This window comes from Nocardia sp. NPDC058518 (assembly GCF_042719655.1).
Lineage (GTDB): Bacteria > Actinomycetota > Actinomycetes > Mycobacteriales > Mycobacteriaceae > Nocardia.
The window spans coordinates 85,053-99,509 of sequence record NZ_JBHXNJ010000020.1 but is presented as its reverse complement, the minus strand read 5'-3'; the positions used below and the strand labels follow the sequence as shown (position 1 = coordinate 99,509).

Genomic DNA, 14,457 nt, shown 5'->3' with positions numbered 1-14,457 from the left:
ACCCCCTGCTCGTCGGTCGTCAGTGCCTTCTCTTCTGACGCTTTCCGCTCGGACGCGTACCCGGCCGCGGCGCGCCGCTGTCGGTCGGTCGCGGACCACGGGCCGCCGACGCGCCCACCGGAACCCGGACGCCCGCGCCGACCCCGGCCCGCTTGTCCAGGACCTTCCTGGTGTGCGCGGCCACCGGACCCCAGCGTTCCTTGATCGAGACCAGCACCGGCACGGCGAGGAAGATCGAGGAGTAGGCGCCGACGATCATGCCGACCAGCTGCACCAGCGCGAGGTCCTTGAGCGTGCCGACACCGAGCAGCCAGACCGCGATCACCAGCATGCCGATGATCGGCAGGATGCCGATGACCGTGGTGCTGATCGAGCGCATCAGCGTCTGGTTGGCCGCCAGGTTCGCCTGTTCGGCATAGGTGCGTTTGTTCAGGTGCAGCACGCCACGGGTGTTCTCCTCGACCTTGTCGAAGACCACCACGTTGTCGTAGAGCACGTAGCCCAGAATCGTGAGCAAGCCGATCACCGCGGCCGGTGTCACCTCGAACCCGACCAGCGAGTAGATACCCGCCGTCACGAACAGGTTGAAGAACAGCGAAACGATCGCCGCGATCGACATGTCTCGTTCGAAGCGGATGGCGATGTAGATCATCGTCAACAGCACGAACACCGCCAGCGCGATCAGCGCCTTCTGGGTGATCTGCCCGCCCCAGGTCTCGCTGATCTCGGCGATGCTGATGGCGTTGCGGCTCACCTGGCCGGACGAGTCCTTGGGCTGGAATGCGTCGAAGAGCGCGGACTGGACCTGTTCGGTCTGGGTCAGGTCGAGGGTCTCCGAGCGTACCTGGATGGTGGCCGAGGCCCCGGAGCCGACCTTCTGCACCGAGACCGGCCCATGGCCCAGCGTCTCGGCGTAGACGTCTTCCACCTGCTGAGTGGTGACGTTGTCGGCCGCGGGGATCTGGATGCGCGAGCCACCCTCGAAGTCGATACCGAGGGTGAAGCCGCGCACCGCGATGCTGAGCAGCGAGATCAGCAGCAGCACCGCCGACAGCGTGTAGAAGAACCTGCGCCTGCTGACGATCGGGAAGCCGCCGGTGCCGGTGTAGAGACGTTCGAAGAACCCGTGCTTCGGGCCCTGTGCGGGCTCGTAGGAGTCCAGGTTCACCGATTCCTCGGTGGGGTTGTCGTTGCTCATCGTGACATCTCCTTCGACCTGGCCTGGCCGCGTTCCCTGGCGATCTGCTGAACCGAGCCGAGGCCGTTCACCGACGGCTTGGCCCAGAACGGCGAGCGGGCGGCGAGCATCAGCAGCGGTGCGGTGACCAGGTAGAGCACGATCACGTCGAGCACGGTGGTGACGCCGAGGGTGAAGGCGAAGCCCTTCACCTGACCGGCAGCGAGCAGATACAGCACGACCGAGGCGATCAAGCTGACCGTCTTACCGGACAGGTTGGTGCGCTGCGCTCGTGCCCAACCGCGCGGCACGGCCGATCGGAAGCTGCGGCCTTCGCGCATCTCGTCCTTGATGCGTTCGAAGAACACCACGAACGAGTCCGCCGTCAGACCGATACCGATGATCAGACCGGCGATACCGGCGAGGTCGAGGGTGAAGCCGATCCACCGCCCGAGCAGCACGATGATGCCGTAGACGGCCACACCGGCCGCGATCAGCGAGAACCCGGCCAGCAGGCCGAGCATCCGGTACACGAGCAGGCAGTAGAGCAGCACCGCGATCAGGCCGATGGCACCGGCGAGCAGACCCGCCTTCAGCGAGGACAGGCCCAGCGTCGCCGAGACCGTCTCCGCTTCCGAGGTCTGGAACGACAGTGGCAGCGAACCGTACTTCAGGGTGTTGGCCAGCTCGGACGCGCTGTCGGCGGTGAAGCTACCCGAGATCGAGGTGCGACCACCCAGCTGCGGGCCCTGCTGCACCTGCGGCGCGCTGACGACCTTCGAGTCGAGCACGAAGGCGACCCGCTTGTTGACGTACTCACCGGTCAGCTTCGACCAGGCGTCGGCACCGGCGGACTTGAACTCGAGGTTCACCTCGTGCCGGGCCTGCGCCGAGTTCAGGGCGGAGGTCGCGTCGGCGATCTCCTGGCCGTCGATGCGGCTCGGGCCGAGCAGGAACACCTCGGTGCCGTCCTGCGAGCAGGTGACCAGCGGCAGGGTCGGGTCGTCGTTACCGGCCAGCGGATCGGGCTTGGTGCAGTCCATGGCCGCCACGGCGACCTGCTGAACCTGCTGATCGGTGCTCTGGCGCAGCGCCTTGGCGTCGGCGATCTCCTTGGCCTGCTGCTGCTGGTGGGTGAGACCACCGGGCGGCGGCGTTGGCGTCGGGGTCGGCGGTGCCTGTGCGGGGAACACCCGCGACTGCGGTGCCGGGGTGGTCGGTGCCTCGCCGGTGGGCGCGGGCGACTCACCGGGCGCGGGCGCCGGAGTGTCCGTCGCCGCCGGGGGTGCGGTGCCACCTGGTGGTGCGGTGCCGGTCGCGGGCGGAGCCGCCCCGCCTGCCTGCGGCTCGGTCGCGAACAGCACCGGGCGGATGTAGAGCTTGGCGGTGGTGGCCAGCGCGCGTGCCTGCTGGCTGTCCTCGCCGGGCACCGTGATGACCAGGTTGTCACCGTCGATGACCACCTCGGAGCCGGAGACGCCGAGACCGTTGACACGGTTCTCGATGATCTCCTGCGCCTTCTTCAGGCTCTCCTGGCTCGGCTTGTTGCCGTCGGGGGTACGCGCGGTCAACGTGACGCGGGTACCGCCCTGCAGGTCGATGCCGAGCTTGGCCGACGGGGAATGGTCACCGGTGAAGAACACCAGCGCGTAGATCACGGCCAGCAGCGCGGCGTAGACGCCGAGCAGCCGGAACGGATGCGCCGATCCTTGGGAAGGTGGCACAGCAGGTCATCTCCTAGGCGGGAAGTCGAGGCTGGATCGGTGGGCACAACGGTGCCCGGCCCGGAACGCAGTGCGCGCCCGGGCGGGAAAAGAGACTGGTCAGTCCTTGGTCAGCCGGGTCTCGGTCTGTTCCACGGCTTCCTCGGCGGGGGCGTCGGTGACCTCGGGGGTCTCCTCGACCGTCGGCTCCTCGGCGCGCACCTCACGGATCGCCTGGCGCAGCCACGTGGTGACCACATCCTCGGCGATCTCCAGGTCGACGGTGTTCTCGTCGAGGTCGACGACGGTGCCGTACAGACCCGAGGTGGTGACGACAGCGTCGCCGACCTTCAAGGCCTCCTGCATCGTCGAGACCTTCTCGGCCTCCCGCTTCTGTTTGCGGATTCCGAAGAACATCGGCACGAGCAGGGCCAGGATCAGCAGCGGAAACAGGAAGTCCATCGTCGAAGTCAGTCCCTAGTCAGTGGTGGACGTGCAAGTACGCCTGACAGTCTGCCAGTTCCCCGCCGCGGCGACACACCGGACACCGACGCGCGCGTGAAACGGCCCCGGTCCGCACTGCGCGAACCGGGGCCGAGGGCGCTCAGGCGACGGGGCCGTAGCGGTAATCGTCGAGCGGGAAGGTGACAGCCTCGCGGTGCGCGGCGGCGGTGCTGGTCGGGCGCAGCAGCGCCGCTTCACCGTGCTGGTTGAAGTAGTAGCTGCGCGCGGTGGCGCAGTCGCCGCCGTAGAACACCGAGGAACCCAGCTTGCCGGTCATCCGGTCGAGGAACTCCGCGTTGGCCTCTTCGGTGACCTCGAAGGTCTGCTCGCCGCGGCGGAACAGCTCGGTGAACAACCGGCCCATGTGCTTCATCTGGGCTTCGATGGTGGTGAAGTACGACAGCCCGCTGTAGGAGTAGGGGCTGTTGAGGCTGAGGAAGTTCGGGAACTTGGGCACGGTGATGCCCTCGTAGGCCTGAAAACGGTTGTCGCGCCAGAACTTTCCGAGGTTCACGCCGTCGCGACCGACGATCTCGATGGCCGGGAAGTTCACGTCCCAGAGATTGAAGCCGGTGGCGAGCAGCAGGGTGTCGATCTCGGTCTTGTGGCCGTCGGCGGTGACGATGCCGTCGGGTTCCACATGGTCGATCGAGTTCGTTTCCAGCCGTACGTGCGGTTGGTTGAACGTCTTGAAGTACTGATTGGAAAACGTCGGGCGCTTGCAGCCGAAGTCGTAGTGCGGGGTGAGCTTGTGCCTGGTCTCCGGATCACGCACCTGCGCGAACAGGTGCGCCTTGGCCAGCGCGGCGGCCGCCCGGTTCAGTGGTTTGGCCTGCTTGTAATGCAGCACGCCGACGACCATCAGCGCCTCGAGCATGCCGGTATTGACCAGCCGGGCCGCCTTCTGCGTGAGCGGAACTCTGTCGAACAGTTCCCGCACCACCCCCGGAATCGGGGCGTCGACCTTGGGCACCACCCAGATCGGGGTCCGCTGGAACACGGTGAGTGCGTCGACCTTCTTCGCGACCTCCGGCACCAACTGCACCGCGGTGGCGCCGGTGCCGATGATGGCGGCCTTGCGGCCGGTCAGGTCGTACTCGGCGTCCCAGTCGGTGGTGTGGATGATCTTGCCTGCGAAGGACTCGATGCCGGGGAACGGCGGAGTGTAGGGCTGGGACAGGAACCCCGTCGCCGCGAGCAGATAGCGCGCGGTGAGCGTCTCACCGCCGGCGATCGAAACCACCCACTGCTGGTTCTCCGCGTCCCAGCGCGCACCGTCGACGACGGTCCCGAACCGCATCCGCCTGCGCAGATCGTATTTGTCGGCCACGTGCTCGGCGTATTTCTTCAGCTCGGCGCCGGGTGCGAACAGCCGGGTCCAGCGCGGGTTCGGCTCGAAGGAATAGGAGTAGGTCACCGACGCGATGTCGACCGCCAGACCCGGATACCTGTTCACATGCCAGGTGCCGCCCAGGTCGTCTTCCCGTTCCAGGATGACGAAATCGCGCAACCCGAGCCGGTCGAGTTCGATGCCTGCACCGATGCCACCGAAACCCGCTCCGACCACGATCGCGTCGAACTGAGGTACCACGTCGAACCTCCACAATGAGCTATGAGAATGCCGAATCACCGGAATGATGTGTCATTCCGGTTACATCGACAGTAACATCGTCAATGTGACGAAGCCACCCTCGCGAATCGACCAGCGCAAAGCCGAATTGCGCAGGGAGATAGTCGATACCGCGTTCGACTGCTTCGCAGAGAAGGGCTACCACGCCACCGGGATCGCCGATATCGCCACGCGCCTCGGCATCGGGCACGGCACCTTCTACCGCTATTTCGCGAACAAGCGCGACATCATCGACCATGTCATCGACGAGGTGAGCGGGCGCATCTTCGGCGCGCTCGACGATGACATCGAGCCCGAAAGCGCGGCCACCATCGAGGAATATGCCGCGCTGATCGACCGGATCGGCGATTCACTCAACCGCGTCCTGCTCGACGATCCCCGCACGGCGCACCTGCTGCTGTTCCACGCCACCGGCATCGACGACGAACTCACCGAACGGGTGTACGGCCTGATCGACGCCACCGAGATCCTCATGACGCGCTACCTCGAGCACGGCATGCGTGTCGGTTACCTTCGCACCGATATCGACACCGCCAGTACCGCCAAGGCGGCACTCGGCATGATCGTCGCCGGGCTCGTCGCGGGCATGCGAACGCCTGATCCGGCATCGATGTCGGTGTACAGTCACGCGGTGCGGCGGCTGTTCATCGATGGCGTGCGCGCCGCTGCCCGATAGCGAAAAGCCGTGGGATAGAAGGGCAATCCTGAGACAATGACCGCTGTGACGCCCGACGATGTGAGCCGCACCCACTTCGCCATGCCGACGCTGGGGCATCGCGGCTACCACGCCGACGAGGTCGACGCCTTTCTGGAACGGGTGTCGGCCACCCTCGACGGGCTGGGCGCGCTCACCGCCGACGACATCCGTCACGTGCACTTCGGCGCACCGCGTTTCGGCGGTCGCGGGTATCAGGCCGACCAGGTCGACGACTTCCTCGACCGGGTGCGGACCGAGCTCGAACATCGTCAGAAGGGCGGCGCTCCCGTGCCCGCGGCACGGGCGGGCGACGATGTCGCCCAGATGCTCACCCCCGACGACGTGCACCGCATGCGTTTCACCCAGTCCGCTGTCGGCAGGCGCGGCTATCACGAGGAAGAGGTCGACGCCTTCCTCGATTTGGTCGCGGCGACCCTGGCCCACAACGGCCCCGGCAGCCTCACCACCTCCGACGTGCGCGGCGTCCGCTTCACCGACACCCGACTCGGCACCCGTGGCTATGCCCGCGAAGAAGTAGACGCCTTCATAGACCTGGTGATCACGGCCCTGGAACACCCCGAACGTCGGCACTGACAGTCCTCGGCCGCCTGCGGCCCCAGTAGACAAATAATGGCGGCGTCAGCCGCCAGTTTTCGGCCGCCTTGATCTGGACTGACCAGAGGGTGCGACGAAGGAGTACCCGGCGGGAGGGAAGATCAAGGTTCCCAGGCCGAAAACCCGCGGCGCCAGCCGCCAATGATTCAGCCCTGGATGCTGTGGAGTTCGGCTTCGCGCAGGTCGTCGGGGAAGACGTAGCGGCGGAAGGCCCAGAAGCGGAACGCCATGGCCAGCAGGACGCCCAGGATCTGACCCGAGACGAAGTTCGCGACCATCTGCACCGTCGGATCCACATGCGGCACACGCAGATTCAGCGCGTAGAGCGACACCGCCTGCGGGATCATGGTGACCGCGATGCCCAGTGCGCTGACCGTGAAGAACAGGGCGGCTTCGTGACTGCGCTGCCTGCCACCGCGTGCGCGGAACGACCACTCGCGATTGAGGATGTAGGAGGCGATGGTCGCGATCAGCGCGCCGAGCAGGCGCGCGGTGAGCGGCTTGTCGCCGAGCACGGTCAGTTTCACCGCGTACACGACCCCGGTATCGATGAACCAGGTGATCGCTCCGACCACGGCGAATTTCAGAAGTTCCCGATGCTTCATCAGCAGGGAACGCAACGGCTCGGGGAGTCGTTGCACCACCTCTAGGACTGCCACCGAATCGACAGTAGACGACGTCGCGGTGTGGTGCCCGCCTGGAGCAGAGGTATCTCAGTCGAAGCGATCGGCGCTCGGCTGCGGTTCGCGCCCACGCACTTCGATGGCGCCGATCACCAGATCGGGCGGTGGTACCAGGCCCAGATGCTCCCAGGCGCCCGCCGTCGCGACCCGGCCGCGGGGTGTGCGGGCGACGAGTCCGGCGCGCACCAGGAACGGTTCGCAGACCTCTTCCACGGTTGCCGCTTCCTCGCCGACGGCGACGGCCAGGGTCGATACGCCCACCGGTCCCCCACCGAATCCACGGACGAGCGCGCCGAGGACGGCGCGGTCGAGCCGGTCCAGGCCCAGCGCGTCGACGTCGTAGACCTCGAGCGCCGCCATCGCGATCGAGTGGGTGATGATGCCGTCCGCCCTCACCTCGGCATAGTCGCGGACGCGGCGCAGTAGCCGGTTGGCGATCCGCGGAGTACCTCGGGAGCGTCCGGCGACTTCGGCGGCGGCGTCGTGGTCGATCTGCACGCCGAGGATGCGGGCCGAGCGGGTGAGGATCTGCAGCAGTTCGGCGGGATCGTAGAAGTCCATGTGGCCGGTGAAGCCGAAGCGGTCGCGCAGCGGGCCGGTGAGCGCGCCCGAGCGGGTGGTGGCGCCGACCAGGGTGAACGGGGCGATGTCGAGGGGGATCGAGGTCGCGCCGGGGCCCTTGCCGACCACCACGTCGACGCGGAAGTCCTCCATCGCCAGGTACAGCATCTCCTCGGCCGGGCGGGCCATCCGGTGGATCTCGTCGATGAACAGGACATCGCCCTCGACCAGGTTGGACAGCATGGCGGCGAGGTCGCCCGCGCGTTCCAGTGCCGGACCCGAGGTGATGCGCAGGGCGGTGCCGAGTTCGCCCGCGATGATCATCGCCATGCTGGTCTTACCGAGGCCGGGCGGTCCCGACAACAGGACGTGGTCGGGGGTGGCGCCGCGCTGGGTCGCGCCGCGCAGGACGAGTGCGAGCTGCTCGCGCACGCGGGGCTGGCCGATGAACTCGTCGAGCGAGGTGGGACGCAGACCGGTTTCGGTTTCGCCGTCGGTGCTGAGGTACCGGGCGGTGAGGTCGGATTCGTCGGTCTCGTCGATGTCGTCGTCGTACACGGTCTACCTGTTCTTGCCGAGCAGGCCGAGCGCCGCGCGCAAGGCCACCGAGGTGGTGGCGGTCGGCTGGTCGGCCAGGACGGTGTCGACGGCCTGTTCGGCCTGCTTCGCGGGGAACCCGAGGCCGATGAGCGCTTCGGAAACCTGTTCGCGCACAGGGGTACTCGGTGTTTCCGCGCCGGGCGGACCGGTGGGCACAGCCACCTGGTTCACCTTGTCGCGCAGTTCGACGACCATCCGCTCGGCGCCGCGCTTGCCGATGCCGGGGACCCGGGTCAGGGCGGCGACATTGCTCTCGGCCAGCGCTTTTCGCAGTGCTTCGGGTTCGAGCACGGCGAGCACGGCCATCGCCAAGCGGGGGCCGACGCCGGAGACGGTCTGCAGCAGCCCGAACAGTTCGCGTGCTTCGGTGTCGGCGAACCCGAACAGGGTCATCGAGTCCTCGCGCACGATCATCGCCGTGTAGAGGCGGGTCTGTTCGCCGCGGGTGAGCCCGGCGAGAGTGGCCGGGGTGGCATTGAGGCGGTACCCGACGCCCGCGGCCTCGATCACCACGTGATCGAGCGCGATCTCGAGTACCTCACCGCGTACCGACGCGATCACCCGCGCACCACCTTCCGTTGTTCGGCGAGCCGTTGTTCGTAGCGGCGGCGGACCTCCTCCGCCTGTGCCTGCGCGGCCGCCATCCGGTCCATCAGCGGCGCCCGCCAACAATGACAGATGGCCAGCGCGAGCGCGTCGGCGGCATCGGCGGGTTTCGGCGCGACCTGCAACCCGAGAATCCGCGTCACCATGGCGGTGACCTGTGCTTTGTCCGCCGTACCGTTGCCGGTGACAGCGGCTTTCACCTCGCTGGGCGTATGGAACGCCACCCGGATCCCGCGCCGCGCGGCGGCCAGCGCGATCACCCCACCGGCCTGTGCTGTGCCCATCGCGGTCCGCACATTGTGCTGCGCGAAAACCCGCTCGATCGCGACAGCTTCGGGCCGATGGGTATCCATCCACTCCTCGGCGGCATCGGCGACAGCCATCAACCGCAATGCCAGCTCGGCGTCCGGCGGCGTCCGCACCACCCCCACATCGAGGGCGACCACCTTCCGGCCCGGCCCGCTGTCGACCATGCTGAGCCCGCACCGGGTAAGACCCGGATCGACGCCCATCACCCGCACCGGCCACCCCTTCGAAGACACGAACAGTTGTTCGAAAGTCTAGAGCATCCCCACGTTCCGGCCGACCAGCGACACGATGCTCACGCCGGTCGCGGCGCCAGCCCGAGTAGCGCGGGGTCGCGTGCGTGCTCAGCCCAGACCCGCGCCGGATCCGCGACCAACTTGCGCGCGCGCAGGTCGAGCAGACCGCTCACATACGACACCGTCGCAGCGACCTCACCGTCTTCCCTGGTGAGGGTGTGCTCCACCCGATAGGTCTTGCCCTGCCCCCACTCCCACCGACAGTCGACCTCGACCGTGTCGTTCGCGCGCAGCTCACGCAGATAGCGAACGTTCAACTCGAGATTGACCGGCCCCAACCCCGCCGCGAGTAAGTCCGGCACCGAGACCCCGGCCTCGGTCACGCACGCGAACCGCGCGTGGTCGGCGAACTGCTGATACGCCGAGCCGGTGACATGCAGTTGCGGATCGAGATCGGACACCCGGATCGGGATCCGAACCCGAAACGGCACACTGGTTTCCGTCATGCCCGCGAGTGTGCCACCGGGGTACGACACATTCGTCGCCGTCCGCCGAGCCGGCGCTACCCGAGCGCGGCGGTGAAGGCCTCGAATGCCCGGTCGTCGAACAGGACGAACCGCACCTGCGTCACCGCTGTTTCGGCCGCGCGTACGGTCTCGACCGCGATCCGCGCGCCATCGTCCATCGGCCAGCCGAAGATGCCGGTGGAGATCGCCGGGAACGCGACTGTCGCCGCACCCAATTCGTCTGCCACGCGCAGGGATTCGCGGTAGCACGAGGCGAGGAGCTCGGAGCGGTCCTCGGTGGCCGACCATACGGGGCCGACCGTGTGGATCACCCAGTGCGCGGGCAACCGGCCCGCGGTGGTCGCCACCGCCTGCCCGGTCCGCAGGCCTTTGCCGTACTGGGAGGCGCGCAGGTCGCGACATTCGGACAGGATCTGCGGGCCGCCTTTGCGGTGGATCGCGCCGTCGACGCCACCGCCGCCGAGCAGCGAGGAGTTCGCGGCGTTGACCACCGCGTCCACCTGCTGTTCGGTGATGTCGCCACGGACCGCATCGATTCGCGTCATGATCCTCATTGTGCCGGGGGGTGGACTTCGACCACGGGTACGGTCGAGGAAGTCCGGCATGGTCGGTCCGTCCGAGGCGAGGAGTACCACACATGGCCATACCCACCGGTGACATCGTGCCGACGCCCGACGGGCGGGATCTGGTGATCACCCGGTCGCTGGGGTTGCCGATCGAGGAGGTGTGGGCACGGTTGACCGATCCGCATCTGACATCAGGGTGGTACGGCACCTGGGAGGGCGACGCGGGGACCGGCAACACCATCCGGGTGCAGATGCGGTTCGAGGAGGGTGAACCGTGGACGCCGATGCACATCGACGACTGCACCCCACCGATCCACCTCGGCATCTCCTCGACCGACCAGATCGGCGTGTGGCGCCTGGAGGTGACCTTGCTCGATACCGGCGCGGCCACCGAGCTGCGCCTGGTCCACCATCTGACGTCCGAATACCAGCTGGCGGAGATCCCGCAGATCGGTCCGGGCTGGGAGTACTACGCGGACATGTTCGTCGCCGCGTGCACGCACACCGAACGCCCGGATTTCGCCGACTACTACCCGTCGATGTCGAACTACTACCAGCAGCGGGCGTCCTAGCCGAAACGTGAACCGCCCCAGCCGAATTCACGGCCGGGGCGGTTCAACGAGCGGGGAACCTACTCGTCGTCGAGTTCCGCCGCGACCTCGTCGGAGATGTCGACATTGGTGTACACGTTCTGCACATCGTCGCTGTCTTCCAGCGCGTCGACCAGTTTGAACACCTTGCGAGCGCCCTCGGCGTCGACAGCGACCGACACCGACGCCTGGAAACCGGATTCGGCGGAGTCGTAGTCGATGTTCGCGGCCTGCAGAGCCGAACGCACCGCGACCAGATCGCCGGGCTCGGAGATGATCTCGAAGACGTCGCCGTGGTCGTTGACATCCTCGGCGCCCGCGTCGAGGACCGTCTCGAGGACGTCGTCCTCGGACAGGCCGTTCTTCTCGAGGGTCACCACGCCCTTGCGGGCGAACAGGTACGACACCGAACCGGGATCGGCCATGTTGCCGCCGTTGCGGGTCATCGCGAGGCGGACCTCGCCCGCGGCGCGGTTGCGGTTGTCGGTGAGGCACTCGATCAGCACGGCGACACCGTTGGGCCCGTAGCCCTCGTACATGATCGTCTGCCAGTCGGCGCCGCCGGCCTCTTCACCACCGCCGCGCTTGCGGGCGCGCTCGATGTTGTCATTGGGGACCGATGTCTTCTTCGCCTTCTGGATGGCGTCGAACAGCGTCGGATTGCCCGCAGGGTCACTACCACCAGTGCGGGCCGCCACCTCGATGTTCTTGATCAGCTTGGCGAAGAGTTTGCCGCGCTTGGCGTCGATTCCCGCCTTCTTGTGCTTGGTGGTGGCCCATTTGGAGTGGCCGCTCATGCCCTACTTCCTTCAAGTCGGTTGCGCGTCTGCCCGGGCGGACAAGCTCGATCCAGCCTACTCACCGCGCGCGACGCCCGCCGACGCGGGCATTCACCGCGCGATACGCACCAGGTCGACGAACAGTTCGTGCACCCGCAGATCGCCGGTCACCTCGGGATGGAACGAGGTAGCCACCACATTGCCCTGCCTGACGGCGACGATGCGCCCCTGCGCGGGACCGTGCGGCACCCGCGCCAGCACCTCGACACCGTCCCCGACCCGCTCCACCCACGGCGCGCGGATGAACACCGCGCGCACGGGCGTGTCTAGGCCGGTGAAGTCCAGGTCGGTCTCGAAGGAGTCGACCTGACGACCGAACGCGTTGCGCCGCACCGTCATATCGATGCCGGACAGGTGCTGGGCGTCGGCCCTGGTGTCGAGGACCTCCGAGGCGAGCAGGATCATGCCCGCGCAGGAACCGAACGCGGGCAGCCCGTCGCGCAGCCGCGCCCGCAGCGGTTCGAGCAAGTCGAACGCTTGCAGCAGCTTGGAAATCGCGGTCGACTCACCACCGGGCAGCACGAGCCCATCGACGGCCGCCAACTCCGACTCACGCCGCACCAGCACCGGCTCGGCCCCGCAGTGCGCCAGCGCGGCAACGTGTTCGCGCACGTCACCCTGCAGCGCGAGGACACCGATGGTCGGCCGGGAGCCGGTCGAGGTTGCATTCACAGCCGTTGAGCTTACGAGCCCCGGCGATGTGGGCCCGCTCACGCCGTGCCGTCAAGGTTCCGTCAACGGTGGGTGCATCCGCGCGGAACGGGTCGACACTGCAATATGTGATTGCACTGCTGCCACGCAAGTCCCCAGGACCTGCGCAGATCGTCCCGGAGCGCCGCGGACTGACCGTTCCCACCGGCCTGGCCGGACTGTCCCTCGACGCGATGGCCTCGGTGTCCTACGGACCGGAAGCCATCGTCTTGGTCCTGGCCACCGCGGGCGGGCTCGGACTCGGCATGACCCTGCCGGTGACCCTCGCCATCGCGGTCCTGCTCGCCGTTCTCATCGCGTCCTATCGGCAGGTGATCGCCGCGTTCCCCAACGGCGGCGGCGCCTACGCGGTCGCCAAGAAGCACCTCGGCGATCGGACCAGCCTGCTCGCCGCGGCCTCGCTCATCGTCGACTACGTGCTCAATGTCGCGGTCTCGATCGCGGCCGGCGTCGCCGCGCTGACCTCGGCGTTCCCCGCGCTGCACGGGTACACGGTGTGGATCTGCCTGGCCGTGCTGGTCGGTATCACCGCGCTCAATCTGCTCGGCATCACCGAGAGCGCGAAGGCGTTCATGCTGCCCACCGCGGTGTTCGTCGGCGGCATCTTCGTGGTGATCATCGGCGGGCTGCTGCGTTCGGAACCAGCGGCCGTCACCGCGGGCACGGCGGCGGTCAGCGATATCCACACCGTGGGTGTCCTGCTGCTGCTCAAGGCGTTCTCCAGTGGCTGCGCCGCGCTGACCGGTGTCGAGGCGATCGCGAACGCGGTGCCCAGCTTCGAGCAGCCGCGCGTGCGGCGCGCCCAGCGTGCCGAAGTCGCCTTGGGCCTGCTGCTCGGCACGATGCTGATCGGCCTGGCCGTCCTGATCGAGAAGTTCTCGTTGCAGCCGATCGAGGGCACCACCGTGCTCTCGCAGCTCACCGAGGCCGCGCTCGGCCACGGCATCGGCTACTACGTGGTGCAATTCGCCACCGTCATCCTGCTCGCGCTGGCGGCGAACACCTCCTACGGCGGGCTGCCGACGCTCACCAGACTGCTCGCCGACGACAACTGCCTGCCGCACCGGTTCTCCGTCGCCACCCCGCGCCGGGTCTACCGATACGGCGTGCTGACGCTCGGGATCAGTGCCGCGGTGCTGGTGGTGGCTGCCGCGGGCAGCATGAACGCGCTCGTCCCGCTGTTCGCGATCGGCGTGTTCGTCGGGTTCACCATCGCCCAGACCGGCATGGTCCGGCACTGGTGGCTGACCCGCGCCGACGGCTGGCGCTGGCGAATCGCGCTCAACGGCTTCGGCGCGCTGCTGACCTTCGTCGCGGCCGTGGTCACCACCGCGATGAAGTTCACCGAGGGTGCCTGGCTGATCGTGCTCGTGCTGCCGCTGCTGATGCTCGGCATGGAACGGATTCGCAACGCCTACACCAGGATCGGTGGTTCGCGCGGTACCGGTGCGGTGCCCGCGCAGCCACGCCCGACCGGGACCGCGATCATCGTGCCGATCGCGGAAGTCTGCGAACTCAGTCGCGAAGCGCTCTCGGCCGCCATGTCGATCGGCGAGGACGTCACCGCCGTGCACGTCTGCCTGCCGGGTGAATCGACGACGGCGTTCACGAAAGCATGGGATGTCTGGCATCCCGAGGTGCGCCTCGTCCTGCTCGAGGACAGCGACGCCACCGTCGGCGGACCGGTCGCCCGCTATGTCCGCGACAATTTCGGAAGTCGGCGCAAGGTCGTGGTGATCGCCGAGATCGATCCACCGAACGGGTGGGATCGGGTGCTGCCGAGCCACCGCAGCGACGAACTCGAACGTGTGCTGCGCCGGATGAGCGACACCGTGGTGTGCCACCTGCGCGTGCAGGTTCCCTAGTCGTGGGGGGTGGGGGGGGGGGGTGGAGGCGAGCCGCACAC

Annotated in this window: 16 protein-coding genes; 4 read left to right on the top strand and 12 right to left on the bottom strand. The window is 67.6% G+C overall.

Annotated features, from left to right (window positions below):
- Positions 1-19: 19 nt before the first annotated feature.
- The 4 genes from secF to ACFWPX_RS28745 form a co-directional block, all read right to left on the bottom strand.
- Positions 20-1,198, bottom strand: coding sequence for a protein translocase subunit SecF (gene secF / locus ACFWPX_RS28760; protein WP_378930659.1), 1,179 nt, complete (start codon positions 1,196-1,198; stop codon positions 20-22).
- Complete coding sequence (secD, locus tag ACFWPX_RS28755; RefSeq protein WP_378930657.1) at positions 1,195-2,901, bottom strand: protein translocase subunit SecD; 1,707 nt, start codon at positions 2,899-2,901, stop codon at positions 1,195-1,197. The genes secF and secD overlap by 4 nt, the downstream gene beginning before the upstream one ends.
- A 99-nt stretch (positions 2,902-3,000) precedes the next feature.
- A complete protein-coding gene (gene yajC, locus ACFWPX_RS28750) occupies positions 3,001-3,342 on the bottom strand; it encodes a preprotein translocase subunit YajC (protein ID WP_378914570.1) in 342 nt (113 codons plus the stop codon).
- 142 nt (positions 3,343-3,484) lie between these two features.
- Positions 3,485-4,975, bottom strand: a complete 1,491-nt coding sequence (locus tag ACFWPX_RS28745; protein ID WP_378930655.1) for a flavin-containing monooxygenase — start codon at positions 4,973-4,975, stop codon at positions 3,485-3,487.
- A gap of 85 nt (positions 4,976-5,060) precedes the next feature.
- Here ACFWPX_RS28745 and ACFWPX_RS28740 point away from each other — a divergent pair, with 85 nt between their 5' ends.
- Positions 5,061-5,690 carry a TetR/AcrR family transcriptional regulator gene (locus ACFWPX_RS28740; RefSeq protein WP_378930653.1) on the top strand — a complete coding sequence of 210 codons (630 nt, stop codon included), beginning with the start codon at positions 5,061-5,063 and terminating at the stop codon, positions 5,688-5,690.
- A gap of 36 nt (positions 5,691-5,726) precedes the next feature.
- Entirely contained in the window at positions 5,727-6,305 is a 579-nt protein-coding gene (locus ACFWPX_RS28735) for a DivIVA domain-containing protein (RefSeq protein ID WP_378914573.1), read from the top strand.
- A gap of 167 nt (positions 6,306-6,472) precedes the next feature.
- Here ACFWPX_RS28735 and ACFWPX_RS28730 read toward each other — a convergent pair whose 3' ends face one another.
- From ACFWPX_RS28730 to ACFWPX_RS28705, 6 genes are all read right to left on the bottom strand, one after another.
- Positions 6,473-6,985, bottom strand: coding sequence for a GtrA family protein (locus ACFWPX_RS28730; RefSeq protein WP_378914574.1), 513 nt, complete (start codon positions 6,983-6,985; stop codon positions 6,473-6,475).
- 54 nt (positions 6,986-7,039) lie between these two features.
- Positions 7,040-8,128: a Holliday junction branch migration DNA helicase RuvB gene (gene ruvB, locus ACFWPX_RS28725; protein WP_378930651.1), complete on the bottom strand. Its 1,089-nt coding sequence runs from the start codon at positions 8,126-8,128 to the stop codon at positions 7,040-7,042.
- A gap of 3 nt (positions 8,129-8,131) precedes the next feature.
- Positions 8,132-8,731 carry a Holliday junction branch migration protein RuvA gene (gene ruvA, locus ACFWPX_RS28720; protein WP_378914576.1) on the bottom strand — a complete coding sequence of 200 codons (600 nt, stop codon included), beginning with the start codon at positions 8,729-8,731 and terminating at the stop codon, positions 8,132-8,134.
- The gene (gene ruvC / locus ACFWPX_RS28715) at positions 8,728-9,297 is read right to left on the bottom strand and encodes a crossover junction endodeoxyribonuclease RuvC (RefSeq protein ID WP_194825156.1); all 570 of its coding nucleotides are present in this window, start codon (positions 9,295-9,297) and stop codon (positions 8,728-8,730) included. Before ruvC ends, ruvA begins: the two co-directional genes overlap by 4 nt.
- 80 nt (positions 9,298-9,377) lie before the next feature.
- Positions 9,378-9,824: an acyl-CoA thioesterase gene (locus ACFWPX_RS28710; protein WP_378930649.1), complete on the bottom strand. Its 447-nt coding sequence runs from the start codon at positions 9,822-9,824 to the stop codon at positions 9,378-9,380.
- Positions 9,825-9,880: 56 nt separating this feature from the next.
- On the bottom strand, positions 9,881-10,390 hold the full coding sequence (locus ACFWPX_RS28705) for an O-acetyl-ADP-ribose deacetylase (protein WP_378914578.1): 510 nt from the start codon (positions 10,388-10,390) through the stop codon (positions 9,881-9,883).
- Positions 10,391-10,482: 92 nt separating this feature from the next.
- Here ACFWPX_RS28705 and ACFWPX_RS28700 point away from each other — a divergent pair, with 92 nt between their 5' ends.
- Entirely contained in the window at positions 10,483-10,983 is a 501-nt protein-coding gene (locus ACFWPX_RS28700) for an SRPBCC domain-containing protein (protein WP_378914579.1), read from the top strand.
- A 59-nt stretch (positions 10,984-11,042) separates the two neighbouring features.
- Here ACFWPX_RS28700 and ACFWPX_RS28695 read toward each other — a convergent pair whose 3' ends face one another.
- Positions 11,043-11,798 (bottom strand): YebC/PmpR family DNA-binding transcriptional regulator, encoded by a 756-nt coding sequence (locus tag ACFWPX_RS28695; protein WP_378914580.1) that lies wholly within the window; start codon positions 11,796-11,798, stop codon positions 11,043-11,045.
- A 93-nt stretch (positions 11,799-11,891) separates the two neighbouring features.
- Positions 11,892-12,512 carry a pyridoxal 5'-phosphate synthase glutaminase subunit PdxT gene (gene pdxT, locus ACFWPX_RS28690; protein ID WP_378930647.1) on the bottom strand — a complete coding sequence of 207 codons (621 nt, stop codon included), beginning with the start codon at positions 12,510-12,512 and terminating at the stop codon, positions 11,892-11,894.
- Positions 12,513-12,724: 212 nt separating this feature from the next.
- Between pdxT and ACFWPX_RS28685 the strand changes: the two genes are divergently transcribed.
- A complete protein-coding gene (locus ACFWPX_RS28685; protein WP_378930718.1) occupies positions 12,725-14,416 on the top strand; it encodes an APC family permease in 1,692 nt (563 codons plus the stop codon).
- The last annotated feature ends 41 nt before the right edge of the window (positions 14,417-14,457 follow it).

What these genes read in the sequence shown, in the direction of transcription:
- secF (WP_378930659.1), bottom strand. Translation starts at nt 1,198, where the DNA reads ATGAGCAACGACAACCCCACCGAGGAATCGGTGAACCTGGACTCCTAC.
- yajC (WP_378914570.1), bottom strand. Translation starts at nt 3,342, where the DNA reads ATGGACTTCCTGTTTCCGCTGCTGATCCTGGCCCTGCTCGTGCCGATG.
- ACFWPX_RS28735 (WP_378914573.1), top strand. Translation starts at nt 5,727, where the DNA reads ATGACCGCTGTGACGCCCGACGATGTGAGCCGCACCCACTTCGCCATG.
- ACFWPX_RS28710 (WP_378930649.1), bottom strand. Translation starts at nt 9,824, where the DNA reads ATGACGGAAACCAGTGTGCCGTTTCGGGTTCGGATCCCGATCCGGGTG.
- ACFWPX_RS28705 (WP_378914578.1), bottom strand. Translation starts at nt 10,390, where the DNA reads ATGACGCGAATCGATGCGGTCCGTGGCGACATCACCGAACAGCAGGTG.
- ACFWPX_RS28700 (WP_378914579.1), top strand. Translation starts at nt 10,483, where the DNA reads ATGGCCATACCCACCGGTGACATCGTGCCGACGCCCGACGGGCGGGAT.
- ACFWPX_RS28695 (WP_378914580.1), bottom strand. Translation starts at nt 11,798, where the DNA reads ATGAGCGGCCACTCCAAATGGGCCACCACCAAGCACAAGAAGGCGGGA.
- ACFWPX_RS28685 (WP_378930718.1), top strand. Translation starts at nt 12,725, where the DNA reads ATGGCCTCGGTGTCCTACGGACCGGAAGCCATCGTCTTGGTCCTGGCC.